The 26010-nt window shown below is 71.1% G+C and carries 19 protein-coding genes; 10 read left to right on the forward strand and 9 right to left on the reverse strand.

The features are described 5' to 3' along the window. The first annotated feature begins 56 nt into the window (after positions 1 to 56). Both OG510_RS27960 and OG510_RS27965 read left to right on the forward strand, forming a co-directional pair. Positions 57 to 812 carry a DUF3472 domain-containing protein gene (locus OG510_RS27960; protein WP_406140455.1) on the forward strand — a complete coding sequence of 252 codons (756 nt, stop codon included), beginning with the start codon at positions 57 to 59 and terminating at the stop codon, positions 810 to 812. 179 nt (positions 813 to 991) lie between these two features. Further along, positions 992 to 4003, forward strand: coding sequence for a bifunctional [glutamine synthetase] adenylyltransferase/[glutamine synthetase]-adenylyl-L-tyrosine phosphorylase (locus OG510_RS27965; protein ID WP_406140456.1), 3012 nt, complete (start codon positions 992 to 994; stop codon positions 4001 to 4003). A 236-nt stretch (positions 4004 to 4239) separates the two neighbouring features. Here the strand turns inward: OG510_RS27965 and OG510_RS27970 are convergent, their stop codons facing one another. The 3 genes from OG510_RS27970 to OG510_RS27980 form a co-directional block, all read right to left on the reverse strand. After that, a complete protein-coding gene (locus OG510_RS27970) occupies positions 4240 to 5145 on the reverse strand; it encodes a phosphatase PAP2 family protein (RefSeq protein WP_406140458.1) in 906 nt (301 codons plus the stop codon). Positions 5146 to 5212: 67 nt separating this feature from the next. Then, on the reverse strand, positions 5213 to 6274 hold the full coding sequence (locus tag OG510_RS27975) for a LacI family DNA-binding transcriptional regulator (protein ID WP_406140459.1): 1062 nt from the start codon (positions 6272 to 6274) through the stop codon (positions 5213 to 5215). 25 nt (positions 6275 to 6299) lie between these two features. Then, entirely contained in the window at positions 6300 to 7904 is a 1605-nt protein-coding gene (locus OG510_RS27980) for a glycoside hydrolase family 13 protein (RefSeq protein ID WP_406140461.1), read from the reverse strand. Positions 7905 to 8193: 289 nt separating this feature from the next. Between OG510_RS27980 and OG510_RS27985 the strand changes: the two genes are divergently transcribed. From OG510_RS27985 to OG510_RS28015, 7 genes are all read left to right on the forward strand, one after another. Next, positions 8194 to 9465 carry an extracellular solute-binding protein gene (locus OG510_RS27985; protein WP_406140462.1) on the forward strand — a complete coding sequence of 424 codons (1272 nt, stop codon included), beginning with the start codon at positions 8194 to 8196 and terminating at the stop codon, positions 9463 to 9465. An 85-nt stretch (positions 9466 to 9550) separates the two neighbouring features. Continuing rightward, the gene (locus OG510_RS27990; RefSeq protein ID WP_406140464.1) at positions 9551 to 10531 is read left to right on the forward strand and encodes a carbohydrate ABC transporter permease; all 981 of its coding nucleotides are present in this window, start codon (positions 9551 to 9553) and stop codon (positions 10529 to 10531) included. 32 nt (positions 10532 to 10563) lie between these two features. Further along, positions 10564 to 11469 (forward strand): sugar ABC transporter permease, encoded by a 906-nt coding sequence (locus OG510_RS27995; protein WP_406140465.1) that lies wholly within the window; start codon positions 10564 to 10566, stop codon positions 11467 to 11469. A 70-nt stretch (positions 11470 to 11539) separates the two neighbouring features. After that, positions 11540 to 13219 (forward strand): alpha-amylase family glycosyl hydrolase, encoded by a 1680-nt coding sequence (locus OG510_RS28000; protein ID WP_406140467.1) that lies wholly within the window; start codon positions 11540 to 11542, stop codon positions 13217 to 13219. Then, positions 13207 to 14238 (forward strand): LacI family DNA-binding transcriptional regulator, encoded by a 1032-nt coding sequence (locus OG510_RS28005; protein ID WP_406140469.1) that lies wholly within the window; start codon positions 13207 to 13209, stop codon positions 14236 to 14238. Before OG510_RS28000 ends, OG510_RS28005 begins: the two co-directional genes overlap by 13 nt. A 110-nt stretch (positions 14239 to 14348) precedes the next feature. Next, entirely contained in the window at positions 14349 to 14696 is a 348-nt protein-coding gene (locus tag OG510_RS28010; RefSeq protein WP_406140470.1) for a 5-carboxymethyl-2-hydroxymuconate Delta-isomerase, read from the forward strand. 43 nt (positions 14697 to 14739) lie between these two features. Then, positions 14740 to 15480 carry a DUF4230 domain-containing protein gene (locus OG510_RS28015; protein ID WP_406140471.1) on the forward strand — a complete coding sequence of 247 codons (741 nt, stop codon included), beginning with the start codon at positions 14740 to 14742 and terminating at the stop codon, positions 15478 to 15480. Positions 15481 to 15487: 7 nt separating this feature from the next. Here OG510_RS28015 and OG510_RS28020 read toward each other — a convergent pair whose 3' ends face one another. Together OG510_RS28020 and OG510_RS28025 are read right to left on the reverse strand one after the other, a co-directional pair. Next, the gene (locus tag OG510_RS28020) at positions 15488 to 16258 is read right to left on the reverse strand and encodes a TetR/AcrR family transcriptional regulator (protein WP_406140473.1); all 771 of its coding nucleotides are present in this window, start codon (positions 16256 to 16258) and stop codon (positions 15488 to 15490) included. Positions 16259 to 16320: 62 nt separating this feature from the next. After that, positions 16321 to 17454, reverse strand: coding sequence for a CaiB/BaiF CoA transferase family protein (locus OG510_RS28025; protein WP_406140474.1), 1134 nt, complete (start codon positions 17452 to 17454; stop codon positions 16321 to 16323). A 138-nt stretch (positions 17455 to 17592) separates the two neighbouring features. Here OG510_RS28025 and OG510_RS28030 point away from each other — a divergent pair, with 138 nt between their 5' ends. Continuing rightward, positions 17593 to 18768 carry an acyl-CoA dehydrogenase family protein gene (locus tag OG510_RS28030; RefSeq protein ID WP_406140476.1) on the forward strand — a complete coding sequence of 392 codons (1176 nt, stop codon included), beginning with the start codon at positions 17593 to 17595 and terminating at the stop codon, positions 18766 to 18768. Positions 18769 to 18780: 12 nt separating this feature from the next. On the opposite strand, the gene OG510_RS28035 is transcribed toward OG510_RS28030, so the two are convergent. The 4 genes from OG510_RS28035 to OG510_RS28050 form a co-directional block, all read right to left on the reverse strand. Continuing rightward, positions 18781 to 20274, reverse strand: coding sequence for a PucR family transcriptional regulator (locus OG510_RS28035; protein WP_406140478.1), 1494 nt, complete (start codon positions 20272 to 20274; stop codon positions 18781 to 18783). 131 nt (positions 20275 to 20405) lie between these two features. Continuing rightward, a complete protein-coding gene (locus tag OG510_RS28040) occupies positions 20406 to 23687 on the reverse strand; it encodes a GH92 family glycosyl hydrolase (RefSeq protein WP_406140479.1) in 3282 nt (1093 codons plus the stop codon). A 269-nt stretch (positions 23688 to 23956) separates the two neighbouring features. Then, positions 23957 to 25039: a PDR/VanB family oxidoreductase gene (locus OG510_RS28045; protein WP_406140480.1), complete on the reverse strand. Its 1083-nt coding sequence runs from the start codon at positions 25037 to 25039 to the stop codon at positions 23957 to 23959. 1 nt (position 25040) lies between these two features. After that, the gene (locus OG510_RS28050; RefSeq protein WP_406140482.1) at positions 25041 to 25970 is read right to left on the reverse strand and encodes a metal-dependent hydrolase; all 930 of its coding nucleotides are present in this window, start codon (positions 25968 to 25970) and stop codon (positions 25041 to 25043) included. Between the last annotated feature and the right edge of the window lie 40 nt (positions 25971 to 26010).

Raw genomic sequence — 26010 nt, forward strand, 5'->3', positions numbered from 1 at the left:
GTAGTCCATCAGCGAGCAGTCCATCAGTGCACTCCACCCCCACTCAGGAGACACACATGCGGATCCGGCACCTGATCACCACCGGAACACTGGCCACCGCGGCGGGCGCCGCCGTTCTGGTCATGGGGCCCGTCGGCCCCGTGCAGGCCGCCGACACCGGGCAGACCCCCGGTACGTACGCCTACTGGAGCGCGCCCTCCGACGTCACATCGGTCTCCATCCCGATGACGCTCCAGCACTCGCCCGGCAACTACAACGCCTACTGGTCGACCCAGTTCGACTTCGCCGGAAGCGGTGCCTCCGGGTACATGGGGTTCCAGACCCACGCGGACGGCGGCGGGATGTTCCTCGTCTCGATCTGGAACGGTACCGAGGCCACCGCGGGCGGCTCCGGCACCTACTGCCAGGACTTCGACGAGGGCGGCACCGGCAAGACCTGCCGTCTCGACCAGCGGCCCGTCGAAGGGCACCAGTACGCGATGGAGGCGGCGCAGCAGTCCGGCTCGTACTGGAAGTACTCCATCGTCGACAGGACCGCGGGCACCACCACGGTCCTCGGCACCATCAAGATCGACGGCGACCATCCGATGGCCGGAGGCAGTTTCAACAGCTGGACCGAGTACTTCGACTGGAACAACCCGGCCACCGTCTGCGCCGACGCCAAGTACTCCAAGCTGCTGTTCGGCATCCCCACCACCAGCGCGGGCCAGGGCACTTACAACTCGTCCAGCCTCAGCGACACCTGCCAGTCCATCGCCAAGGTGACCCTGGACGCCTCCGGGGCCACGGAGGAGAACGGCATCGGGCAGTAGCCCGGCCCCCGACCGTCCACCACGGCATGCGAGGGCAGCCGGGTCCTCCGACGGGCCCGGCTGCCACTCCCGGCGCGATGCGGCAACGCCACCGCGGCCCGCTGCGACTACGCTCGGCACCGGACTTCGATCAACCGGTGTTCCGGCCAGCCGGGTGCCACGTGACGAGAGGCGGCAGCATGAGCGTGCCGGGACGCAGAGGCAGTACGTTCACCCGGCTGCTCCGGCACGGTTTCACCGATCCCGCGGCGGCCGAGCGGCTGCTCGACGCCCCGGAGCTGGCCTCCGTACGCACCGACCCCGTCCTCCTCGACGCGCTCGGCGCCACCGCGGACCCGGACCTGGCGCTGCTCGGCCTGGTCCGCATGGCCGAGTCGCAGCAGCCCGACGAGCGGCAGACGCTCCTTGACACCCTGATCGCGGCCAAGCCGCTGCGCGACCGGCTGCTCGGGGTGCTCGGCGCGTCCGAGGCGCTCGGCGACCATCTGGCGCGGCACCCGCACGACTGGCACGCCCTCGTCACGTACGAGACGGCCGATCTGCACCCCGGCATCGCCGAGTTCGAGCAGGGGCTCGCCGAGGCGACCGACGCGGTGGAGCTGCGGATCGCCTACCGGCGGTGTCTGCTGGCCATCGCAGCCCGGGACGTCTGCGGCACCACCGACGTCAGGCAGGCCGCCGCCGAGCTGGCCGACCTGGCCACCGCCACCCTGCGCGCCGCCCTCACCATCGCGTCGGCCGCGGCCCCCGAGGACGCCGCGGCCTGCCGTCTCGCCGTCGTCGCGATGGGCAAGTGCGGCGGTCACGAACTCAACTACGTATCCGACGTGGACGTCATCTTCGTCGCCGAACCGGCCGACCCCACCGGCACCGGCACCGGGCCGGGCGCCGACGAGACCGCAGCCATGCAGGCCGCCACCCGGCTCGCCGCGCACCTGATGCGGATCTGCTCCGACACCAACATCGAGGGCACGATCTGGCCCGTCGACGCGAACCTGCGGCCCGAGGGGCGCAACGGACCGCTGGTCCGTACGCTCTCCAGCCATCTCGCCTACTACGACCGCTGGGCCAAGACCTGGGAGTTCCAGGCGCTCCTCAAGGCCCGCGCGGTCGCCGGTGACGCGGCGCTCGGCTTCGAGTACACCGAGGCGGTCCGGCCCCTGGTGTGGCAGGCGTCCGAGCGGGAGAACTTCGTCGCCGACGCCCAGAAGATGCGCCGCCGGGTCATCGACAACATCCCGCCCGACCTCGTCGACCGCGAGCTGAAACTCGGGCCCGGCGGGCTGCGGGACGTCGAGTTCGCCGTCCAGCTGCTCCAGCTCGTGCACGGCCGCAACGACGCCACCCTGCGCAGCGGCAACACCCTGGACGCCCTGGAAGCCCTGGCCGCGGGCGGCTACGTCGGCAGGACCGACGCCGCACAGCTCGACGCGGCCTACCGCTTCCTGCGGACCATGGAGCACCGGATCCAGCTGTACCGCCTCCGGCGCACCCACCTGGTCCCGGACGACCCGGCGGACCTGCGCAGGCTCGGACGCTCACTGGGGCTGCGCGCCGAACCCGTCGCCGAACTCACCCGGTCGTGGAAACGCCACGCGACGGTCGTCAGAAGGCTGCACGAGAAGCTGTTCTACCGGCCACTCCTCGACGCCGTCGCGCAGCTGGCGCCCGGCGAGAACCGGCTCAGCCCCAGAGCGGCGGGCCAGCGCCTCGAAGCGCTCGGCTACGCCGACCCGGTCGGCGCCCTGCGGCACCTGGAGGCACTGGCCTCCGGGGTCTCCAGGAAGGCCGCCATCCAGCGCACCCTGCTGCCCGTGCTGCTCGGCTGGTTCGCGGACTCCGCCGACCCGGACGCCGGGCTGCTCGGCTTCCGCAAGGTCTCCGACGCGCTGGGCAAGACCCCCTGGTATCTGCGGCTGCTGCGGGACGAGGGCGCCGCTGCCGAGAACCTCGCCCGGGTCCTCTCGGCCGGCCGGCTCGCCCCCGACCTGCTGCTGCGCGCCCCCGAGGCGGTCGCGCTGCTCGGTGCGCGCGGCGGCCTCGAACCGCGCCCCCGCGCGATCCTGGAGCAGGAGGTGCTCTCGGCGGTCGGCCGCGCCGAGACCCCGGAGGGCGCCGTCGCATCCGCGCGCGGGGTGCGCCGCCGCGAACTGTTCCGTACCGCGGCCGCCGACCTCATCGGCTCGTACGGCACCGAGGAGAACCCGGCGGAGTCCGACCCGGGCGCGCTGGTCGACCGGGTCGGCAACGCCGTCACCGATCTGAACGCCGCCACCCTCTCGGGCGCGCTGCGGGCCGCCGTACGGGCACAGTGGGGCGACACCCTGCCCACCCGGTTCGCGGTCATCGGGATGGGCCGTTTCGGCGGCCACGAGCTGAGCTACGGCTCCGACGCCGACGTGCTCTTCGTGCACGCCCCACGGGACGGTGTGGACGACCAGGAGGCGGCCCGCGCGGCGAACGCCGTCGTCGCCGAGATGCGCAGGCTCCTCCAGCTGCCGACCGCCGACCCGCCGCTGCTGATCGACGCCGATCTGCGCCCCGAGGGCAAGAGCGGGCCGCTGGTGCGGACCCTGGCGTCGTACGCCGCGTACTACCGGCGCTGGTCGGGCGTCTGGGAGAGCCAGGCGCTGCTGCGTGCCGAGCCGATGGCGGGCGACGCGGAGCTGGGACGCAGCTTCATCGAGCTCATCGACCCGCTGCGCTATCCCGCCGAGGGGATCGGTGAGGACGCCGTACGCGAGATCCGCCGCCTCAAGGCCCGGATGGAGTCCGAGCGGATGCCGCGCGGCGCCGACCCGACGCTGCACGCGAAGCTCGGCCGGGGCGGGCTCAGCGACGTGGAGTGGACGGTGCAGCTCCTGCAGCTGCAGCACGGGTGGGAGCAGCCGGGGCTGCGGACCACCCGGACCAGGACCGCGCTGGCGGCCGCGCATGCCGCGGAGCTGCTCTCCACCGAGGACGCGCAGACCCTGGACGAGGCGTGGGTGCTGGCTTCGCGGGTGCGCAACGCGGTGATGCTGGTGCGGGGGAGGGCCGGCGACACGTTTCCCTCGGACGGGCGGGAGCTGGCTGCGGTGGCTCGGTATCTGGGGTACGAGACGGGGCATGTGGGGGACATGCTGGATGACTATCGGCGGGCTACGAGGCGGGCCCGGGGGGTTATGGAGGAGCGGTTCTACGGGGCGTGACGGGGGTGCGGTGGCGCGGTCGCGGTGCGGTGCGGGCGGTGCCGGTGCGGTGCGGGCCGTCTGCTCGGGGCTCCGCCCCGGACCCCGGTCCTCAATCGCCGGACGGGCTTGATTTTGGGCCTCAGTCCCGGGCGGGCCTGATTTTGGGCCTCAGCCTCGGACGGGCCTGATTTGGGGCCTCAGTCCCGGGCGGGCTTGATTTTGGGCCTCAGTCCCGGGCGGGTCCCACGGGCGCTTCAGCGGTCCGACGGGACCTGCTTGGCCGGTACCGGCTTCAGGGTGCCGTGGATGCCCTGGGTGAAAGTGCCGCCCGTTCTGACCTTTTCCGGGACTCGGGGGAGCCGGTGCGGCAGGGCTCCGTACCAGGCGTACGAGAGGCCCGCTCCGAAGGTCAGGCAGAGTACGCCGCCCACCGCGTCCAGCCAGAAGTGGTTGGCGGTCGAGACGATCACCAGCAGGGTCAGCGCGGGGTAGAGCAGGCCCAGGATCCGGACCCAGGGGGCGCGGGCCAGTGCGAAGATGATCAGGCCGCACCAGAGCGACCAGCCGATGTGCATCGAGGGCATCGCCGCGTACTGGTTCGACATGTTCTTGAGGTTGCCCGAAGCCATCGAGCCCCAGGTGTGGTGCACCAGCACCGTGTCGATGAAGTGGCTGTGGTTCATCAGGCGGGGTGGCGCCAGTGGGAACAGGTAGTAGCCGGCCAGTGCCACCGCCGTGGTCGCGAAGAGCGCGAGCCGGGCCGCCGCGTAGCGCCCCGGATGGAAGTGGAACAGCCAGACCAGGACGCTGATGGTCATGATGAAGTGCAGCGTCGCGTAGTAGTAGTTCATCCCGATGATCAGCCATGTCACCGAGTTCACGGCGTGGTTGATGCTCTGCTCGACCGAGATACCCAGCAGGTGCTCGGCGTGCCAGATCCACGTCGCGTTGCGCAGAGCCTCCGCTTTCTGCTCGGGTACCGCGTTGCGGATCAGGGAGTAACCCCAGTAACTCACCGCGATCAGCAGTACTTCGAACCAGATGCGGGGGCGGCGGGGCGCACGCAGTCGCCCGATGAATGAGATGTGAGGCTCCTTGGCCACGACGGGTGACGCGGTGGCCTGATGGCCGTCCAGTGTCTTCACAGTCGTTTCACCCATAGGGGAAGAGTCTGCCAGAAACCAACTACCCACAGATCATCCCTCGGGAGGGACGCGCCCGCACCCGCTACGGCTTGTTGACGCTCTCGCCCCGGGATTCCGGGCCCGGCGCGGATCCCGGCCCGGACGCGGTGGAACCACGGACTACCAGCTCGGTCATAAAGACGAATTCGCTGTGCGGCGCGGGGGTGCCGCCGACCTCTTCGAGCAGGGTGCGGACAGCTGCCTGACCCATGGCGGTCACCGGCTGTCTGATGGTGGTCAACGGCGGGTCGGTGAACGCTATGAGCGGGGAGTCGTCGAAGCCGACCACCGAGATGTCGCGCGGGACGTCGAGCCCCAGCCTGCGGGCGGCCCTGATGGCACCGAGTGCCATCATGTCGCTGGCGCAGATCACCGCCGTACAGCCGGACGCGATGAGTTCGGACGCGGCCGCCTGCCCGCCCTCCAGCGTGTACAGCGAGTGCTGGATCAGCTTCTCGCTCTCGTCCGCCGGCAGTCCGAACCTGGCCTCCATCTCGGCCTGGAAGCCCTCCGTCTTGCGCAGCACGGGAACGAAGCGCCGGGGCCCGAGCGCGAGCCCGATGCGGGTGTGGCCGAGCGACGCGAGGTGCGTGACGGCCAGCCGCATCGCCGCCCGGTCGTCGGGCGAGATGAAGGGCGCCTGCACCTTCGGCGAGAACCCGTTGACGAGGACGTACGGCACGCCCTGCGCGCGCAGCTGCTCGTAGCGCCCCATGTCGGCCGTGGTGTCCGCGTGCAGCCCCGAGACGAAGATGATGCCCGCGACCCCGCGCTCCACCAGCATCTCGGTGAGCTCGTCCTCGGTGGAGCCGCCGGGGGTCTGGGTGGCCAGCACCGGCGTATACCCCTGCCGGGTCAGGGCCTGCCCGATGACCTGCGCCAGCGCCGGGAAGATCGGGTTCTCCAGCTCGGGCGTGATCAGACCGACCAGGCCGGCGCTGCGGCGGCGCAGCCGCACCGGGCGTTCGTAACCGAGGACGTCGAGTGCGGCGAGCACGGACTCGCGGGTGGCCGCGGCTACCCCCGGCTTGCCGTTGAGGACCCGGCTGACCGTCGCTTCGCTGACCCCCGCCTGGGTTGCGATGTCGGCAAGCCGTGCGGTCATGGGAATGGACTGTACCGGGCCCGTGTCAGATTGCCCACCAGGTGCAGGAATCACCGGGAACGCGCACCGACTCACCGGAGATGTCCGGCGCGGCCGACGACAGCAGCGGCCGCCCCGGTACCCGCAGTTCGACCGCGCCCGGCAGGGTGTTGACGGTGCAGACGAAACCCGGCCGGGTGAAGACCAGTACCCCGGGGGGCCCTTCGAGCCAGCTCATCGGGCCGTCGCCGAGACCGTCCAGCCGGCGCCGGAGCGCGAGCGCGGCACGGTACAGCTCCAGGGTCGATCCGGGGTCCCCGGTCTGCGCCCCGACGGAGTACGCGCCCCAGCTCTCCGGCTGCGGCAGCCACCCAGGGCCCGGCCCGAATCCGTACGAAGGCCCCTCATCGGTCCAGGGGACCGGCACCCGGCAGCCGTCCCGCAGCCCGTCCTGTCCCGCGCCGCGGAAGAACGACGGGTCCTCGCGCAGTTCGTCGGGCAGATCGGTGACTTCGGGCAGCCCCAGCTCCTCGCCCTGGTAGAGGTAGACGGAACCGGGCAGCGCCAGCATCAGCAGCGCCGCGGCCCTGGCCCGGCGCAGCCCGGCCGCGCCGCCCCCGTACCGCGTCACATGGCGTACGACGTCGTGGTTGGAGAGCACCCAGGTGGTGGGCGCACCCACCGAGGCCGTCGCGGCCAGCGAGTCGTCCACCACCGTGCGCATCGCCGCCGCGTCCCAGCGGCACCGCAGGAACTGGAAGTTGAACGCCTGGTGCAGTTCGTCGGGGCGTACGTAAAGGGCCAGGCGCTCGGCGGACGGGGCCCATGCCTCCGCGACGCCGATGCGCTCGCCCGGGTAGGAGTCGAGCAGCGTCCGCCAGGAGCGGTGGATCTCGTGCACGCCGTCCTGGTCGAAGAAGGGGAGCGTCTGCGAGCCGATCATCCGTACCTGCTCGGCGGTGCCGATGTCGGGCAGCCCGGCGGCCTTGACCATGCCGTGTGCCACATCGATACGGAATCCGTCGACCCCGCGCCCGCCCAGCTCCAGCCAGAACCGCAGGACCGAGTCGAACTCCGCGCGCACCTCCGGGTTCTCCCAGTTGAGGTCGGGCTGCTCGGGGGCGAAGAGATGGAGGTACCAGGAGCCGTCGGACACCCGGGTCCAGGCCGGGCCGCCGAACACCGACTGCCAGTCGTTGGGCGGCAGTTCACCCTCAGGGCCGCGCCCCGGCCTGAAGTGGTAGCGGGCGCGGGCCGGGCCGCCCGCCAGCGCCTCCCTGAACCACACATGCCGGTCCGACGTGTGGTTGGGGACCACGTCCACGATCACCCGCAGCCCCAGCCGGTGCGCGGTGCGCAGCAGCGACTGGGCGTCGTCCAGCGTCCCGAACAGCGGGTCGACGACCCGGTAGTCGGCGACGTCGTAGCCGCCGTCCGCCTGCGGCGACGCGTAGAAGGGGGTGAGCCACACCGCGTCGGCCCCCAGCTCGGCGAGGTACGGAAGCCGCTCCTCGATGCCCCGCAGATCGCCGATGCCGTCGCCGTCGCTGTCCGCGAAGGACCGTACGTACACCTGGTAGATGACGGCGTCCCGCCACCATCGGGTGCGGGCCCCGGATGTGGTGGCCGCGCCGGTGAGCTGCTGCGTCATGTGATCCCTTTCGGAAGTCCTGCAACGTACGGGAACAACGCCGGTGCGTCCCGAAAGTAACAGCCTTGCAAGCTCTTGCGTAGACCGCCGCGACCTCGACCGCGGGTCCCTGGGGCCCCCAATGCCCCGCTTGACAAGGGCCATCACGGCAACCGTGCGGACACGCCGAGGTAACGAAGACGGCTCCTTGCGGAAATTCTTCGCAAGGTCTTTCGGTCTTCTTTCATCCTTGTTACGTTCCTCGACGACCCGGAGCCGTGACGGAACGGCACCCCTCGAAGGAGTTCACATGCGACGTGGCATAGCGGCCACCGCCCTGGCCGGGGCCCTGGCGCTCACGGCGACTGCCTGCGGCGGCGACAGCGGCAGTGACAAGGCGGACGGCGTCACCACCATCACCTGGTGGGACACATCGAACGCCACGAACGAGGCCCCCACGTACCGCGCCCTGGTCAAGGAGTTCGAAGCGGCGAACAAGGGCATCAAGGTCACGTACGTCAACGTCCCCTTCGACCAGGCGCAGAACAAGTTCGACACGGCCGCCGGTGCCAAGGGCGCCCCTGACGTGCTGCGCTCCGAGGTCGGCTGGACCCCGGCCTTCGCCAAGAAGGGCTACTTCCTCCCGCTGGACGGCACCGAAGCCCTCAAGGACAAGGCGCACTTCGAGCCCAACCTGCTGAAGCAGGCGCGGTTCGACGGCAAGACCTACGGTGTCCCGCTGGTCACGGACACCCTGGCCTTCGTCTACAACAAGGCGCTCTTCGCCGAGGCCGGCATCACCAAGGCCCCCGCCACCTGGGGCGAGCTGAAGAGCGACGCGGCCGCGGTCAAGTCGAAGACCAAGGCCGACGGCTACTGGGCCAGCACCGCCGGCTACTACGCACAGCCCTTCCTGTACGGCGAGGGCACCGACACCGTCGACGTCGCGCAGAAGAAGGTCACCATCGCCGGCGCCCCGGCGGTCAAGGGCCTGCAGACCTGGCAGGGCCTCTTCAACGGCCCCGGCCTGCACAAGGCGGACACCACCGCCGACGCCTACGCCCACCAGCAGGACGCCTTCGTCAACGGCAAGGTCGCCTCGATCATCCAGGGGCCCTGGGAGATCACGAACTTCTACAAGGGCTCGGCCTTCAAGGACAAGAAGAACCTGGGCATCGCCACCGTCCCGGCCGGCTCCACCGGCAAGGCGGGCGCCCCCACCGGCGGCCACAACCTCGCCGTCTACGCGGGCTCCGACAAGGCGCACCAGACCGCGTCGCTGAAGTTCCTGGACTTCATGACGTCGGCGAAGAGCCAGGAGCAGATCGCGCTCAAGAACTCCACGCTGCCGACCCGCTCCGACGCCTACACCGCCAAGGTCACCGCGGACCCCGGGATCGCCGGGTTCCAGAAGGTGCTCGGCGCCTCGCAGCCGCGGCCCGAGCTGCCCGAGTACAGCTCGCTCTGGGGTCCGATGGACACCGAGCTGCCCAAGGTCGCCGACGGCAAGGAATCGCTCCAGAGCGGCGTCAAGGCCCTCGACGAGGCCATGGCCAAGCTGGTCCCCGACTTCACCAAGTGATCAGCCGGCCGCCGGCCCGCAAGCATCCGCGGCCCGGCGGCCGATCGCCGTGCGTCCCGCCGAACTCCCCTGAAAAGGTGTCAAGATGACCGTTGCCGTCGCAGGCGCGGGCCCCAAGCGTCGTGGGCCGGCGCAGCGCATCAAACAGTCCTGGCAGAAGCACTGGTACGCCTACGCGATGGCGGCCCCGGTCGTCGTCGTACTCGGCGTCCTGGTGGGCTACCCGCTCGTCCAGGGCCTCTACCTCACGCTGACCGACGCGAACAGCCTGAACTCGGCCCGCACCATCGGTGTCAACCACATCGACGCCACCTACAAGTTCATCGGTCTGCACAACTACGCGGACATCCTCTGGGGCCCCACGGCCTGGGACCGCTTCTGGTCCCACTTCCTCTGGACCATCGTCTGGACCGCCGCCTGCGTCGCCCTGCACTACTGCATCGGCCTCGGCCTGGCCCTGCTGCTCAACCAGAAGCTCCGCGGCCGGACCTTCTACCGGATGCTGCTGATCCTGCCCTGGGCGGTGCCCACGTTCGTCACCGTCTTCTCCTGGCGGATCATGCTCGGCGACTCCGGCATCGTGAACTCGGTGCTCGGTGGCCTCCATCTGCCCCAGCCCGCCTGGCTCGAGGAGCCGCACTTCCAGCAGCTCGCCGCGATCATCGTCAACACCTGGTGCGGTGTGCCCTTCATGATGGTGTCGCTGCTCGGCGGACTCCAGTCGATCTCGGCCGACCTGTACGAGGCCGCCGAGATGGACGGCGCGAGCCCCTGGCAGCGCTTCCTCAACGTCACACTGCCCGGCCTGCGCTCGGTGAGCTCCACCGTCGTCCTGCTCGGCATCATCTGGACGTTCAACCAGTTCGCCATCATCTTCCTGCTGTTCGGCAACGGCGCACCCGACGCCCAGATCCTCGTCACCTGGGCCTACCGCCTGGGCTTCGGCCAGCAGCCCAGGGACTACGCCCAGTCGGCCGCGTACGGCGTACTGCTGCTCTCCATCCTGATCGTCTTCACCTCCTTCTACCGGCGCTGGCTGGCCCGTAGCGAGAAGGCCAACAGCTGAGACCGGCCGGAACCCCGAAGGCAGGAACCCCGATGACTCTCACCACGGAGACCACACCGGCCGAGCGGACACCGCAGCCCGTCCGCAGGCCCGCCCGCCCGGTCCGCCGCGACCGGCCCGGCCGCAGGGCCACCGTGCTCTCGCACACCGCGCTCAGCATCGCCAGTCTGATCGCGCTCTTCCCGATCGCCTGGCTGGCCTTCCTCTCGCTCGGCCCCGACAAGAGCGACTATCTGCACCCGGGCCGGATCTGGTCCAAGATCTCGTTCGCCAACTACTCCTTCGTCCTGGAGCACACCCGCTTCTTCACCTGGCTCGGCAACACCGCCCTGATCGCCGTCGCGACCAGCGTCATCGGCGTGTTCATGGCCGCCACCGCCGGCTACGCGGTCTCCCGGATGCGCTTCCCCGGCCACAAGAAGCTGATGTGGCTGCTCCTTGTCACCCAGATGTTCCCGGTCGCCGTCCTGATGGTGCCGATGTACGTGATCCTCGCGGACCTCGGCCTCATCGACACCTTCGGCGCCCTGATCCTGGTGTACTGCTCCACCGCCGTGCCGTACTGCGCCTGGATGCTCAAGGGGTACTTCGACACCATCCCGTACGAGATCGACGAGGCGGGACGGGTCGACGGGCTCAGCCCCTTCGGCACCTTCTGGCGGCTCATCCTGCCGCTCGCCAGGCCCGGCCTCGCGGTGGCCGGCTTCTACACCTGCCTGACCGCCTGGGGCGAGGTCGCCTTCGCCTCGACGTTCATGCTCGACGACAGCAAGTACACCCTCGCGGTGGGCCTCTCCAGCTTCGTCAGCGAGCACGACGCCCAGTGGAACTACATGGCGGCCACCGCCGTCCTCATCGCCATCCCCGTCTCCGTCATCTTCTACCTGGTGCAGAAGCACCTGGTCACCGGCTTGACGGCGGGCGGGACCAAGGGCTGAGCCCCTTCCGCACCCCCCCATGACGCATCCGACGCATCTGACTGACGCATCTGACTCACCCAGGGAAGACATGACTCAGCACTCCGCCGCCCCCGCCGACCGCGCCGCCGCCCCGTCGGCCGCTGACCGCACCGGCTGGTGGCGGGACGCGGTGATCTATCAGGTCTATCCGCGCAGCTTCGCCGACAGCAACGGCGACGGCATGGGCGACATCGAAGGCGTCCGCAGCCGGCTGCCCTATCTGCGCGACCTCGGTGTCGACGCCGTCTGGCTCTCGCCGTTCTACGCGTCCCCGCAGGCCGACGCCGGATACGACGTCGCCGACTACCGGGCCATCGACCCCATGTTCGGCACGCTCCTGGACGCCGACGCGCTGATCCGCGACGCCCATGACCTCGGGCTGCGGATCATCGTGGACGTGGTGCCCAACCACACGTCGGACCAGTACGAGTGGTTCAGGCGCGCCATCAGCGACGGCCCGTCGTCACCGCTGCGCGACCGCTACCACTTCCGCGAGGGAAAGGGCGAGAACGGTGAACTCCCGCCCAACGACTGGGAGTCCATCTTCGGCGGCCCCGCCTGGACCCGGGTCGCCGACGGCGCCTGGTACCTCCATCTCTTCGCCCCCGAACAGCCCGACCTCAACTGGGAGCACCCGGCGGTCGCCGACGAGTTCCGCTCGATCCTGCGGTTCTGGCTCGACATGGGCGTCGACGGCTTCCGGGTCGACGTCGCCCACGGGCTCGTCAAGGCGCCCGGTCTGCCCGACCTCGGCGGCAGCGACCAGCTCAGGCTGCTCGGCAATGACGTCATGCCGTTCTTCGACCAGGACGGCGTCCACGAGATCTACCGCTCCTGGCGCACCATCCTCGACGAGTACCCGGGCGAGCGGATCGCCGTCGCCGAGGCATGGACGCCCACGGTGGAGCGCACCGCACACTACGTACGCCCCGACGAGCTGCACCAGGCGTTCAACTTCCAGTACCTGGGCACCCACTGGGACGCCGCCGAGCTGCGCGAGGTCATCGATGTGTCGCTGGCCGCGATGCGCCCGGTGGGCGCCCCCGCCACCTGGGTGCTCTCCAACCACGACGTCACCCGGCACACGACCCGCTTCGCCAACCCGCCGGCCGGCACCCAGATCCGCACCCCGGGCGACCCGGAGCTCGGCCTGCGGCGGGCCCGTGCGGCGACCCTGCTGATGCTGGCGCTGCCCGGCTCGGCCTACCTCTACCAAGGCGAGGAGCTGGGCCTCCCGGACGTCACCGACCTGCCCGACGAGGTCAGGCAGGACCCGTCGTTCTTCCGCGCGGCCGGCCAGGACGGCTTCCGCGACGGCTGCCGGGTGCCGCTTCCGTGGACGGCCGAAGGGTCCTCGTACGGCTTCGGCAGCGGCGGCAGCTGGCTCCCGCAGCCCGCGGGCTGGGGCGCGCTGAGCGTCGAGGCGCAGTCCGGCGACAGCGGATCCACCCTGGAGCTGTACCGGCGCGCGCTCTCCGTACGGCGGGAGCTGCCCGGCCTGGGCGCGGGCGAGTCCGTCGAGTGGCTCCCCGGCGCCCCGGACGGTGTGCTGGCGTTCGCCCGCCCCGGCTTCCGCTGCACGGTCAACACCACCGGCCGCGCGGTGCGCCTGCCCGTGCCGGGGCGGCTGGTACTGGCCAGCACCGAAGTCACCGGAGGCGACGAAGTCCTGCCGGAGGACGGCGAGTTCGAGCTGCCCGCGGACAGCACCGTCTGGTGGTCGGTGTGACGGCACCTCCCCGCCTCGCGCACATCGCCGCGCAGGCCGCCGTCAGCGAGGCCACCGTGAGCCGGGTGCTCAACGGGAAGCCGGGCGTCGCGGACACCACGCGCCAGCGGGTGCTCGCGGCGCTCGACGTCCTCGGCTACGAGCGGCCCGTACGGCTGCGCCGGCGCAGCGCGGGGCTGATCGGTCTGGTGACCCCCGAGCTGACCAACCCCATCTTCCCGGCCTTCGCCCAGGCCGTGGAGCAGGTCCTCGCGGGGCACGGCTTCACCCCGGTCCTCTGTACGCAGATGCCGGGCGGCGCCACCGAGGACGAACTGGTCGAGCAGCTGGTGGAGCGCGGGGTGGGCGGCATCGTCTTCCTCTCCGGGCTGCACGCCGACACCTCGTCCGACCCGGAGCGGTACGCCGGTCTCACCGAGCGCGGGGTGCCGTTCGTCCTGATCAACGGCTACAACGAACGGATCAGCGCGCCCTTCGTCTCGCCCGACGACCACGCGGCGGCCCAGATGGCCGTGGGCCATCTCGCCGACCTCGGGCACCGCAGGATCGGCCTGGCCATCGGCCAGCTCCGCTATGTGCCGTCGCGCCGCAAACGCGAGGGGTTCATCGAGGCGGTGGCGGCCCGGCTCGGCCAGTCGGCCGACGAGGCCGGGGCCCTGATCCAGCACACCCTGTTCAGCGTCGAGGGCGGCCGGGCCGCGGCGGGCGCGCTGTTCGACCAGGGGTGCACGGCCGTGGTGTGCGGGAGTGACCTGATGGCGCTGGGTGTCGTCCGGGCGGCCCGCGAGCGCGGACTCGAAGTCCCCGACGACATCTCGGTGGTCGGCTTCGACGACTCGCAGCTGATCGCCTTCACCAGTCCGCCGCTGACGACGGTCCGCCAGCCCGTGCAGGCGATGGCCGCGGCTGCGGTGGGCGCGCTCCTTGAGGAGATCGGCGGAAACCCGGTCCAGCGTACGGAGTTCGTCTTCCGGCCCGAGCTGGTGGTGCGCGGCTCCACGGCCCGGCGTACCGGCTGACCGGCGGCGGGAGCGGCGTGCGAGGCTGGGCGGTGGCAGCGCGCCGCTCCGCCCTGCCGTCCCGGGGCGGGCGCCGTCCGTCCCCGACCAGCAGCCGGGAGGAATCCGCCATGCCGCAGATCACCGTCGAGTACTCCGAGTCCCTGGAGGACGCCTTCGACCGTACGGGCTTCGCGCTCGGCCTGCACCCGGTCGTCGTGGAGACGGTCGCCGCCCGGCTCCCCGCCTGCAAGACGCGCTTCGTCAGGACGGCCGGGTTCGTCGTGGGTGACGGCGCCGGCGACGACGCCGTGGTGCACGTCGACATCGCGCTGCTGGCCGGCCGCACCGACGAGGCCAAGGCCCGGCTCAGTGAGGCGGTCACCGACCTCGTACGCCGCCATCTGAAGCCCACGCGGAGCACGGTGCACCTCTCCGCCGAGACCCGCGATCTGGACCCGTCCTACCGCAACGGCTGAGCGAGGGCCGAGTGTTCATGGAGTACGGGGGAACCCGGACCCCATGACGCAGACCCGAGCAGAGACCGAGGCGGAGAGGGACACAGCGAGGGGCGCAGAGAGCGACACAGCGAGGAGGACGGCGAGTGATCAGGGGCGCCGTGGCCCCCGTCGCTCCTGGTGGATCAAAGCGCCGGTGGGCCTGGTCCTGGTCCTCGCGCTGCTGCTGCTCGGCAGCAGGCTCGACCTGCTGCCGGGCCTCGGCGACGTGTTCGGCGAGAAGACCCAGGACCGGTCGGGCCCCGCGCTGCTCAAGTCGATCCAGGACATGAGCCGGTACGAGGCCGCGTCGGGGAACTTCCAGGTCGTCGTGGACCTGGAGAAGGACACCAAGTTCCTGCCGGACGCGATCCGCGGCTCCCGGATGCTGTACGTGGGCGCCGGCACCGTCGGCTCCTATGTCGACCTGGGCAGGACCGGCAGGAGCGGGGTGACCGTGAACAAGGACCGCACCACGGCCACGCTCCGGCTGCCGCACGCGGTGCTCGCCAAGCCCGCCATCGACCCGGACCGCTCGTACGCCGTCTCCAAGCAGCGCGGGCTGCTCGACCGGCTCGGTGACTTCTTCTCGGACAACCCCAACAACGAGCACGCGGTGCAGAAGCTCGCGGCGCGGCACATCGCCGATGCGGCCAAGGACAGCGGCCTGGTGGCACGTGCCGAGAAGAACACCACCAGCATGCTCCAGGGGCTGCTGCACTCGCTCGGCTTCAAACAGGTCACCGTGGTCTACGGAAAACCTTGAGCCGGACTCAGCCGGTCCGCTGGGCGGGCAGCTCGGCGGCGGTCGGCTCAGAGGCGGTCGGCTCGGCGGCGGTCGGCTCAGCCCCGGGCAGCGGTGCCAGGGAGAGCAGCCGCCCCACCAGGTCCCCGAACGGCCCGTCGGCGGGCTCCTCGCTCAGTATCCGGCGTACGACCGACGCCATCCCGGTGTCGTACGCGGCACTCACCGCGGCCAGCGCCGCGAAGTCGTGCACCAGCTGCAACTCCAGCTCGGCCCGCGGAATGCTCCGCCCGTCCAGCCAGATCAGCGCGGTCGACTCGGCGAGCGACACCCAGGACCTGACGACCAACTGGAGCCTGGCGGGCGGCTCCTGGACATCGAGATGGGACAGGATCTGGAGATACGCGGCGGTGCGCACCTCGTCGATCATCGCGCTGGTGGTGGTGGAACCCACCGCGGGGCCGCCGCGCATCAGCGCCGAGAAGCCGGGGCCGTGCTCGTCGACGAAGTCGAAGAACCGCTGCATCACCCGCAGCAGCCGTGCCCCCAGCGGCCCTTCGCGCGGCTCGACGAACCGCTCGGCCAGCTCGTCGGCGGCGCGGCGCAGCGCCGCCTCGTACAGACTCTGCTTGCCGGGGAAGTAGTGGTAGACGAGCGGCCGCGAGATGCCCGCGGCCGCGGCTATCTCGTCGATGGAGACATCGTCGGGGGAGCGGTGGCTGAACAGGTCGAGGGCGACGCTGATCAGCTGCTGCCTGCGCTCTTCGACGCCCATCCTGCGGCGTACCCCGGTCGTCATGGAGAACAGGGTACCGACTGTGGTGCCGCCGGGTGTTGGGCGGACCGGCTCCCCCGTGAGCATCAGCCGCCGGTCCAGTCGCGGATGATCTCCTCGTGGTGCGCGTCCAGGTCCGGGGTGCTGGACGGTGCGGCGCCGGACGCGCCCTGGAACACGACGGGTTGGCGCAGTGCGGTCATGCCCTCCAGCGAAGGGTGCAGGAACCCGCCGGTGACGCCCCGCGGGCGGACGCTGTCGATGGCCTGCTGGAGATCCCGCACCGGGCCCGCGGGGACGCCCTGTTCCCCGGCGAGCGCGACGATCTCGGCCGCGGAGTGCTGCCGCGTCCAGCTCTCGATGGTGGCGCGGACCTCAGGTTCGTGGGCCGTACGCGCCTCGTCGGTGCGGTAGACGGGGTGCTCGGCCAGCTCGGGGCGGCCGATCAGGTCCAGCAGCCGGTGGAAGGTGCGGTCGTTGGCGGCCGCCAGGACCACCGGTGCGTCGGCCGCCCGGTAGACGCCGAACGGCGTGGAGACCGGATGCCGGTTGCCGACCCGGGTGGGCGGGGCGCCGTCGGCCGCCAGCAGGCTGGCGCCGGTGAGCTGGAGCGAGACCATCGCGTCCAGCATGGCGACATCCAGATGCTGACCCCGGCCGGTGCGGGCCCGTTCGACCAGCGCGGCGCAGATCGCCCACGAACCGTAGAGACCGGCCTGCAGATCGGCGATGGACTCGCCGACCTTGGTCGGCTCGCCGTCCGGACTGCCGGTGGTCTCCATGATCCCCGACATGGCCTGGATGATCAGGTCGTAGGCGGGGCGCCCCGACATGGCGCCCGACTGCCCGAAGCCGGAGATGCTCGCGTACACCAGCCGCGGGTTGTGGGCGAGCAGCGCCGCAGCGCCGATGCCGAGCCGGTCGGCGACGCCCGGACGGAAGTTCTCCACGAGTACGTCGGCCCGCGCGGCCAGCGACCACAGGGTCTCCAGGTCCGCGGGATCCTTGAGATCGAGTGCGATGCTCCGCTTGTCCCGGTTGAGCATCGCGAAGTAGACGCTGACGTCCTTCGCGAACGGGCCGAGCCGCCTGGTGTCGTCACCGCCCGGCGGCTCGACCTTGACCACATCGGCCCCGATGTCGGCCAGCAGGGACGTACAGAACGGGCCGGCCAGTACCCGCGACAGGTCCAGCACACGAATGCCGCTCAACGCCGGCATGGCAACTCCTCAGTTCGACTGCGCCGAACGCTAGGAGCGCGGGCGGACCCGGGGATATGTGCACGGAAACGGAGATCACCGCCACTGTTGTGCAGCCGCACATGGCGGTGGCGGTGGAGGGGTGGATGACTTGAGGCCATGAGCACCTCTGAACAGACATCGCAGGAACAGCCCGCGTACCGGATGCCCGACGAGTACGAGGACTTCCGCGCCTCCGTACGCGCCTTCGCCGAGGACCGGATCCAGCCGCTGGCGGACCGCGCGGACACCGAGGACGTCTTCTCCGCCGACGGCTACGCGGAACTCGTCTCCGCCGGATTCCACGCGCTCGGCGTCCCCGAACGGTACGAGGGGGCGGGCGCCGACACCCTCGCCCAGGCCATCGCCATCGAGGAGGTGGCACGGGTGTCCGCGGGCATCTCCACCGTGCTGAGCTCCAACAAACTCGGCGTCACCCCGCTGCTGCTCGCCGGGTCCGACGCCCAGCTCGGCCGGTATCTGCCGCGGGTGGCATCGGGCGATGCGCTGTGCGCGTACGCGATCTCCGAGCGCGAAGCGGGCAGCGACGTCGCGGCGATGACCTGCCGGGCGGAGCCCGCGGACGACGGCTGGCGGCTCTCCGGCACCAAGAGCTGGATCACATCGGCCGGCGAGGCCGCCGTGATGATCGTGTTCGCGGTCACCGACCCCGGCCAGGGCAAGCGCGGCATCTCCGCTTTCCTCGTCGAGGGGACCGACGAAGGCATCTCCTACGGCGCCCCGGAACGCAAGATGGGCCTGCACGGTTCGGTCACCAAGGAGGTCCACTTCGACGGTGTCCACCTCCCCGCCGACCGGCTGCTGGGCGAGCGGGGGCGCGGGCTGCGGCTGGCGCTGGGGACGCTGGACCACACCCGGATCTCCATCGCGGCCCAGGCCGTGGGCATCGCCCAGGGCGCCCTGGACTACGCGGTGGACTACGTACGCGAGCGCCGGCAGTTCGGGCATCCGGTCGCGGAGTTCCAGGGCGTCCAGTTCATGATCGCCGACATGGCGATGCGTATCGAGGCGGCCCGCACCCTGACCTACCGCGCCGCCGCGGCCTCCCAGGCCGGGTCCGCCGACCTCACCTTCCTCGGCGCCGCCGCGAAGTGCCTCGCGTCCGACGCGGCCATGGCCGTCACGACCGACGCCGTTCAGCTGCTGGGCGGAGCGGGATACGTCCGCGACCACCCGGTCGAGCGGATGATGCGCGACGCGAAGATCACCCAGATCTACGAGGGCACCAACCAGATCCAGCGGGTGGTCATGGCCCGCCAGGTGCTGGGCCGCTGAGTCCTGCCCGCCTCAGCCGGCGGCCGGGCCCAGCACCTGGAGCGCCAGCCAGAGCTCCAGCCGGTCCTGGGTCGCCGTGAGCCGCTTGCCCAGCAGGCGCTCGATCTGGCCGAGGCGGTACCGCAGCGAGTTGCGGTGCAGATTCATGGCACGGCAGGTCTCCGTCACCGAACCGTCGTGTGCGAGATAGCTGCGCACGGTGGCCTCCAGGGCCGCGCCGTGCACGGCGTCGTAACGGCGCACCGGTTCGAGCAGAGCGGTCGCCAGCTCCGTCAGCGGCAGATCGGCGCTGCTCAGCAGCAGCCCCGGCAGCGAAAGGGTGCGGCACTCCTGCACGCCCGGCCCCTGGCGCTGGGCCTGCCGGGCCTCGTGGTAACCGATCCGGATGCCTTGGGCCCCCTGGTGCGGTCCGCTCACCCCGACCGCCGTCGCCGTGCCGGGCCCGCCGCCGATGTGGCGCAGCAGCCGGCCGGCGACGGTCCTGGCGTCGCCGTCCGCACCGACCAGCACGACGATCCCGTCGTCCAGCGGGCACATGGGAAACGGGTCGGACTGCCCGCGCAGCAGCGCCGCCAGGTCGAGGGGCCGCTGCCGCAGCAGCGACGCGGCCTGCCCGGAACTCGCCACGACCACCCGGTGGCTGCCCTGCGGATCCACCCCGATCCTGGCCAGCTTCCGCTCCGCCTCGTTCCCCCTCAGACCGTGGTGCAGGATGTCGGTGACGACCTGGCCGACCAGTTCACGGCGGCCGGACAGCAGTGCCTGGCGGCGGGCGATCTCCAGGCCGGCCAGACCGGCCACCGGCGCGAGCAGCGTCACCTGCTCGTCGGGGCCCCTGGCCACGAGATAACCGGCGACGGTGCCGTCCGCCCGTACCGGGAAGGACACCAGGCCCGGAGCCGCCGTCCGCGGCGCGTCAGCGGCGGCGGCGACCTCGTCCACGGACCACCGCGCCGACCGCGGGTGCTGTTCCAGGACCGCGCCGGCCGGATCGAGGACGGCCACATCGGCGCCCAGCCGGCGGGCCAGCACCGACACGAGGTGGCGCAGTCCGCGGCCGGCGAGCAGGGCCTCGGTGATCTCCTCCTGCAGATGGATCATCAACCGGGTACGGGCGTACTGCTCGGCGAAGATCTGGTCCGCCGCCCACCGGCTGATCTGGATGAACGGAATCTCCACCGGCGACGTCAGCAGCGCCAGCCCGTGCCGTTCGGCGGCGGCCCGCAGCCCGGCCGGAACCCGGTCGTGGACCAGCCCGGTCCCGACACAGAGCGCCGCGACCGGCACCGCCACCAGGTCGCGCACCAGCCGGTCCCACTGGTCACGCGTACGCCTGCGCAGCGCGGTGGTCAGCACCAGCTCACCGCCGCGCAGAAACGGGACGGGGTCCTCCAGCTCGGTGGTGGACGACCAGCTGATCGGCACGTCGGGCCAGGAGTCGGGGGAGGTCACCGCGGTCAGCCGCAGTTCACGCTGGGCCAGCAGATCGGACGCGAGGACGGGCACCAGCCCAGAGTGCCACAGCCGCTCCGGCCACCTGCGCGGTGCACCACGCAGGTGGCCGGAGGCGCGACGCGAACGGGCCGGCGCCGCACGGAATCCGTGCCGCGCCGGCCCGCCGGCCGGTGGCCGCCCCGTCAGGTGGTGGCCACCGCGAAGACGTGCAGCACACCGCCGTCCGTGGTGGACGGCAGCGTCACGCTCGCCAGCTGCTTGCCCGCCTGGAGCGCGATCGGCGCGGTCGCGAAGACCTCCGTGCCGACCGGGTCCGTACCGCCGCCCTGGACATCGCGGTACGCGGTGTGGACCGCGACCGTGTTGCCGAAGGACGGCTTGTCGGCCCCGCCGCCCAGCGTCCAGTCGCTGAAGCCGATGTCCGCCTTCTGCGTGGTGCCGTCGGTGTACGTCAGCGTCGCCGTACCGCTGGCCGAACCCTCCGCCGCGCTGCCCAGCAGACCGAGCTTCGTGGCACCCTGCGCCGCCGGGACGTTCAGCACCTGCGGGGTGTCCCCGGCCACCTCGATGTTGTCGGGGTCACCCGCCGCCACCTTCGGCCAGCTGAAGTCGAAGCCGCCGGCCGACACCGTGCCGCCCGGGGCTGCGCCCGCGGCGGCCAGCGCCTTGCCCGAGTAACTCCAGCCCTCACCGTCGAAGTTGGCCTGCGGATTGTCGTCGTCGGTGGAGATCGCCGTGCTGTTCCGGTTCCAGAGCATGCTGTTCTTCGCGGCGACGGTCACCGCGACCGACGTCTTCGGCAGCTCGGTGCCGGTGGACGATTTCAGCGTGACCGGCACGGTGTAGTGGCCCTCCGCCGTACCGGACGCGGCCGAAACGGACAGCTTCGCGCTCACCGAACCGCCCGCAGGGACCGTGAAGTCGCCCTGCGCGGGAGTCACCGTGACGCCGTCCGGCGGTGTCGCCGTCCAGTGCACCGTGGTCGGCTTCTTCTCCAGCGTCTGCACCTTGACCGTGGTGCCGGCGCCGTCCGAGCCGGGCTCGACCTTCAGCTGCTCGGGGGTGGCACCGGTGAAGTACTTCGGACCGCCGCCCGGGAAGGACGGCGGGGCGTCGGCCGCCGCGCTGCCCCACGAGGTGTCCGCCTTCGCGCCCAGCGTGTAGTCCAGGGTGCCGCCGCGTGTCACCAGCGAGGCCGGGACCCAGGGCTTGGTGGACTTGTGGCCGTTGACCTTCAGCCCCTGGATGTACGTGTTGTCCGCCGACGCGGCCGGGGCGTTGACGGTGATGGTCCGCCCGTGGCCGGTGTGCACCACCGCGTGCGGGAACAGCGGCGCGGACAGCGTCATGTCGGCACGGCTCGGGTTCTGCGGGTACATGCCGAGCGCCGAGAAGACGTACCAGGACGACATGGTCCCGGCGTCGTCGTTACCGGGGATGCCGCCCGGGGCGTCCGTCCACAGCTGGTCCATCTCCGAGCGGACGGTCTCCTGCGTCTTGTACGGGGCGCCCAGGTAGTCGTACAGATAAGGCGTGTTGATGTCCGGCTCGTTGGTCGCGTCGTACCGCGTGTCGTCCTTCGCCGAGAAGTCGAACTTGCCGTCCGGCGTGCGGAAGAACGCGTCGAGCCGCTTCACCGCGGTGTCGTTGCCGCCCATCGCGGACGCCAGGCCCGCCACGTCCGAGTACACCATCCAGGTGTAGCGGGCGCTGGTCCCCTCGACGAAGCCGCTGCCCGTGCCGGGGGTGAAGGTGCCCGCCCAGGTGCCGTCCGCCTTGCGGTCGCGGATGTAGCCGCCCTGCGGTGTGGCGTTGGCGTCGAAGACGTTCGTCCAGTTCCCCGAACGGTCGAGGAACTTCTTCGCGTCGGCGTTCTTCCCGGTCTGCCGGGACAGCTCGGAGAGCCCGTAGTCGGCCGCCGCGTCCTCCAGTGTCTCGGCGGCGCCGCCCCAGCAGTGGCAGTTGTCGGACGGCACGTACCCGAGGTCCAGATACTTGTCGAGCGCCGGGCGCTGGCCCACACACTCGACATTGCAGCCCGAACTGTCCGAGTCATTGGCCGTCGGCACGGTCGCCGCCTTGACCAGCGACTTCAGTGCGCCCTTGACGTCGAAGTCATGGCCGCCGAAGGCGTATATCCCGGCGAGCGCCGCGTCCGACGGGTCGCCGGACATCACGCTCGTCTTGCCGTTCTCCAGCAGCCAGCGGTCCCACTCGCCGCCGCGCTGGCCCGCGTAGTTGTAGAGCGACTGCGCGTAGTCGCTGCCCGCCCGCGGGTTGAGCAGCGTCATCAGCTGCACCTGCGCCCGGTACTGGTCCCAGCCGGAGAAGGTGCCGTACTGCGCCTTCTGCCCCTTGGCCAGCCGGTGCGGCTTGCGGTCGGCGCCCAGATAGCGGCCGTCGACGTCGCTGGTCAGCGTCGGCTCCAGCATCGAGTGGTAGAGCGCGGTGTAGAAGGTCGAGCGCTGGGCGTCGCTGCCGCCGCCCACCTCGACCGACTTCAGCACCTTGTTCCATGCCTTGGCCGCCTGCGACTTCACGGAGCTGAAGCTCTTGCGGGGGGAGTTCTCGGCGCGGAGGTTGGCCTCGGCGTTCTGCGGGCTCACATAGGAGACGGCGACCTTGGCCTGCGCCTTGGTGGTGCCGCCGGCGAAGGTGATGTACGCGCCGGAGCCCTTGCCCTCCACGGCGTTGCCGGACGAGCTGTAGCCCGTACCGCCGGACGCCGCTGTGGAGCCGGGGCTGACCGTGCTGTCCTTCCAGGTGCCGACCTTGGCGAACGCCTTGTCGAAGTGCGCGGTGAAGTACAGCGTGTACAGGTCGTGCCGGTTGTTCGCGCTCTGCGGACCGCAGAAGTTGCCCGCGGTGACCGAGCCCGTCACGGTCCGGGCCTTCTTGTCGATCTTCACGGTGGCGTCCGTGCTGCCGCTCTCCGAGTTCGACGTGCGGAAGAGCATGCTGGCCGGCTTGGACTTGGGGAAGCCGAACTGCCCGGTGCCGGTCCGCGCCGTCGTGGTGAGCGCGGCGGAGGCGCCGCTGTCCAGACCGACCTTGTAGTAGCCGGGCGACGCGCTCTCGTCGGCGTGCGAGAAGCTACTGGCGTACTTGGCGTCGGTGGTGTCCGCGCTGGGCGAGGTGTCGACGTCACCCGTGTACGGCATGATCGGGATGTCGCCGTTCGCACCGGAACAGCCCACCCCGTTGAGGTGGGTGAGGCTGAAACCGCGGATCTTCGTGGCGTCGTACTGATAGCCGCCGGGCGCGGGCGTGGAAACCTGCTTGCCCTTCGAGTTCTGCGGGCTCCAGGCGAGCATCCCGAAGGGCTGCACGGCGCCCGGGTAGGTGTTGCCCGCGTTGGCGGAACCGATCAGGGGGTGGACGTACGACACCGGGTCCTTGACGGTGCCGTGCGGGGATATGGCCGAGGCGGGGGCGGCGGTGGCCGCCATCCCCAGGGCGGCCATGGCGGTCACCACGACAGAGCTGAGCGCTCTCGTCCCGGTGCGCGTCCGACGGTTGTGCGTGTCTGACACCCGTTCCTGCCCTTCGTGTGTGACGGACGGTCAACGTGCCGGAAGCGGATGCGCCGTTGACCCTCCGGACGACCTCCCGGAACGGCGCGCCGTCCGACAACGTTGTCAACGACGTGAGGATGCTCCTCCTGCCGATCCGGGGTGTCAAGGGCTCCCCGGGCCCGCGGAGCCCTTGACATCCGGCATCCGCCCTGCGGGGTTCACAGGTCGAGGACCAGCCGCCCGCCCCGTGCCCGTGACACACAGATCAGCATCGAGCCGTCCCGCTCCGCGTCCGTCAGCAGGTCGTCCCTGTGGTCTATCTCGCCTGCCACGACGCGCTGTTGGCAGGTCCCGCAGAAGCCCTGCTCGCAGGAGTACGGCACATTCGGCACCTCCGCGCGGACGGCGGCCAGCACCGTGGAGCCGGGTGCGACCGTCACCGTCCGTCCGGAGCGGAGCAGTTCGACGTCGAAGCTGTCCGAGTCCGCCGCGGCGGCCCGTGGTGCGAACCGCTCCAGATGGAGCGTGGCCCCGGCCGGGAGCGCGGCCGTCACCGCCGTGAGCAGACCCTCCGGGCCGCAGCAGTAGTACGCGGTCCCCGGCGGGTCAGCCGCGAAGTCGAGCCGGGGGTGGCCGAGTTCGTCCTGCGGCACCACGGTCACCCGGCCCGGGTCACCGCCGGTCAGCCTCTCGGCCTCCGCGAGGAAGGGCATCGAGGCGCGGGTGCGCCCGCAGTACACCAGCCGCCACCGCGCGCCCGCAGCTTCGGCCGCCCGGACCATCGGCAGGACCGGCGTGATCCCGATGCCGCCCGCGACGAAGACGTACGAAGCGGCCTCGACCAGCGGGAAACGGTTGCGGGGGCCGCGGACCTCGATCTCCGCGCCCTCGTGGAGCTGTTCATGGACCTCGCGTGAGCCGCCCCGGCCGTCCTCGATGAGCCGGGTGGCGACCGTGTACGCGGTGCGGTCGGCCGGATCCCCGCACAGCGAGTACTGGCGGACCAGTCCGGACGGCAGCACCAGATCCAGATGGGCGCCCGGCGCCCAGGCGTCGAGCGGCTCGCCGGACGCGCTCGCCAGCCGGAGCCGCACCACACCGTCGGCCGCCGTGGCGCGCTCGGTGATCAACAGCCGTCGGCCGGCCGTCCGGTGGCGGCCACGGCCGGAGACCGGGGTCTCCAGCGCGGGCAGCGGCCAGAGCGGGGAGGCGGCGATACGGCGGTGCAGGGCACGCTTGGCCAGCAGGGCCGCACCGGCGACCAGGACCACCGTACGGAGGCGGGGCAGGGACGGCGCCATCTCAGCGGTCTCCGTTCATGGTCGCGGCGCCTGTGGCGACGGATTCTGTTGAAGCCGGTTTCGCGGCCGGGGAGTTCGCGAGGTAGGCCACCGCCTGCGCCGTACTGCCCTCCTGTGAAGGGTGGTACGTACGGCTCAGATAGCCGGGCACCGACCGGGCGATGGCCCCGGTCGTGGGCAGCAGCCCCTGCCTGCCGCGCCGGTGGTACGCCCGCAGGGTCGCCCTGCCGTCCACCAGCAGCGGGTCGTTCTCCATGAAGAACCTGACGCCGCGCTGCCAGAGGAAGACCAGTGCGGAGAAGGCGGTCGCCCAGGTGCGGACCCTGCGGCGGTAGCCGCCGTCGATGTGCTGGAAGACCTCGAAGGCCACCGAACGGTGCTCGACCTCCTCGGCGCCGTGCCAGCGCAGCAGATCCAGCATGGTGGGATCGGCCCCACGCCGGTCGAGCGCCTCCGCGTTGAGCACCCAGTCACCGAGGAACGCCGTGTAGTGCTCGATCGCCGCGATCGTCGCGACCCGTTCCTTCAGCCACCACCGGCTCGCCCGGCCGGGCGGCAGCGTCCGGTCGCCGAGCAGCTTCTCGAAGAGCCAGTCGACCTGCGCGGTGTACGGGGAGGGGTCGAGCCCCTGCGCCGCCAGGTGCGGGAGTACGTCGTCGTGGGCCTGGGAGTGCATCGCCTCCTGGCCGATGAACCCGATGACGTCCTCGCGCAGCCGCTCGTCCCGGATCAGCGGCAGCACCTGTTTGTAGACGTGTACGAACCAGCGTTCGCCCGCCGGGAGCAGCAGATGCAGCACATTGATGGTGTGCGTGGTGAACGGGTCACCCGGCACCCAGTGCAGCGGGGTGTCGGCCCAGTCGAAGGAGACCTTGCGGGCCTTGAGCGCTATGTGTTCCGAAGCCACCGGGGCGGGCTGCGTATTAGACATGGCGTCAATGTACCGACGGGTACGCCCGAGCAACAGGGCC

Source organism: Streptomyces sp. NBC_01089 (assembly GCF_045162975.1).
In the GTDB taxonomy this organism is placed as follows: domain Bacteria; phylum Actinomycetota; class Actinomycetes; order Streptomycetales; family Streptomycetaceae; genus Streptomyces.

What these genes read in the sequence shown, in the direction of transcription:
- OG510_RS28015 (WP_406140471.1), top strand. Translation starts at nt 14,740, where the DNA reads ATGACGCAGACCCGAGCAGAGACCGAGGCGGAGAGGGACACAGCGAGG.
- OG510_RS27985 (WP_406140462.1), top strand. Translation starts at nt 8,194, where the DNA reads ATGCGACGTGGCATAGCGGCCACCGCCCTGGCCGGGGCCCTGGCGCTC.
- OG510_RS27965 (WP_406140456.1), top strand. Translation starts at nt 992, where the DNA reads ATGAGCGTGCCGGGACGCAGAGGCAGTACGTTCACCCGGCTGCTCCGG.
- OG510_RS28045 (WP_406140480.1), bottom strand. Translation starts at nt 25,039, where the DNA reads ATGGCGCCGTCCCTGCCCCGCCTCCGTACGGTGGTCCTGGTCGCCGGT.
- OG510_RS28000 (WP_406140467.1), top strand. Translation starts at nt 11,540, where the DNA reads ATGACTCAGCACTCCGCCGCCCCCGCCGACCGCGCCGCCGCCCCGTCG.
- OG510_RS27980 (WP_406140461.1), bottom strand. Translation starts at nt 7,904, where the DNA reads ATGACGCAGCAGCTCACCGGCGCGGCCACCACATCCGGGGCCCGCACC.
- OG510_RS28010 (WP_406140470.1), top strand. Translation starts at nt 14,349, where the DNA reads ATGCCGCAGATCACCGTCGAGTACTCCGAGTCCCTGGAGGACGCCTTC.
- OG510_RS28050 (WP_406140482.1), bottom strand. Translation starts at nt 25,970, where the DNA reads ATGTCTAATACGCAGCCCGCCCCGGTGGCTTCGGAACACATAGCGCTC.
- OG510_RS28020 (WP_406140473.1), bottom strand. Translation starts at nt 16,258, where the DNA reads ATGACGACCGGGGTACGCCGCAGGATGGGCGTCGAAGAGCGCAGGCAG.
- OG510_RS27995 (WP_406140465.1), top strand. Translation starts at nt 10,564, where the DNA reads ATGACTCTCACCACGGAGACCACACCGGCCGAGCGGACACCGCAGCCC.
- OG510_RS27975 (WP_406140459.1), bottom strand. Translation starts at nt 6,274, where the DNA reads ATGACCGCACGGCTTGCCGACATCGCAACCCAGGCGGGGGTCAGCGAA.
- OG510_RS28025 (WP_406140474.1), bottom strand. Translation starts at nt 17,454, where the DNA reads ATGCCGGCGTTGAGCGGCATTCGTGTGCTGGACCTGTCGCGGGTACTG.
- OG510_RS28030 (WP_406140476.1), top strand. Translation starts at nt 17,593, where the DNA reads ATGAGCACCTCTGAACAGACATCGCAGGAACAGCCCGCGTACCGGATG.
- OG510_RS27970 (WP_406140458.1), bottom strand. Translation starts at nt 5,145, where the DNA reads ATGGGTGAAACGACTGTGAAGACACTGGACGGCCATCAGGCCACCGCG.
- OG510_RS27990 (WP_406140464.1), top strand. Translation starts at nt 9,551, where the DNA reads ATGACCGTTGCCGTCGCAGGCGCGGGCCCCAAGCGTCGTGGGCCGGCG.
- OG510_RS27960 (WP_406140455.1), top strand. Translation starts at nt 57, where the DNA reads ATGCGGATCCGGCACCTGATCACCACCGGAACACTGGCCACCGCGGCG.
- OG510_RS28040 (WP_406140479.1), bottom strand. Translation starts at nt 23,687, where the DNA reads ATGGCCGCCCTGGGGATGGCGGCCACCGCCGCCCCCGCCTCGGCCATA.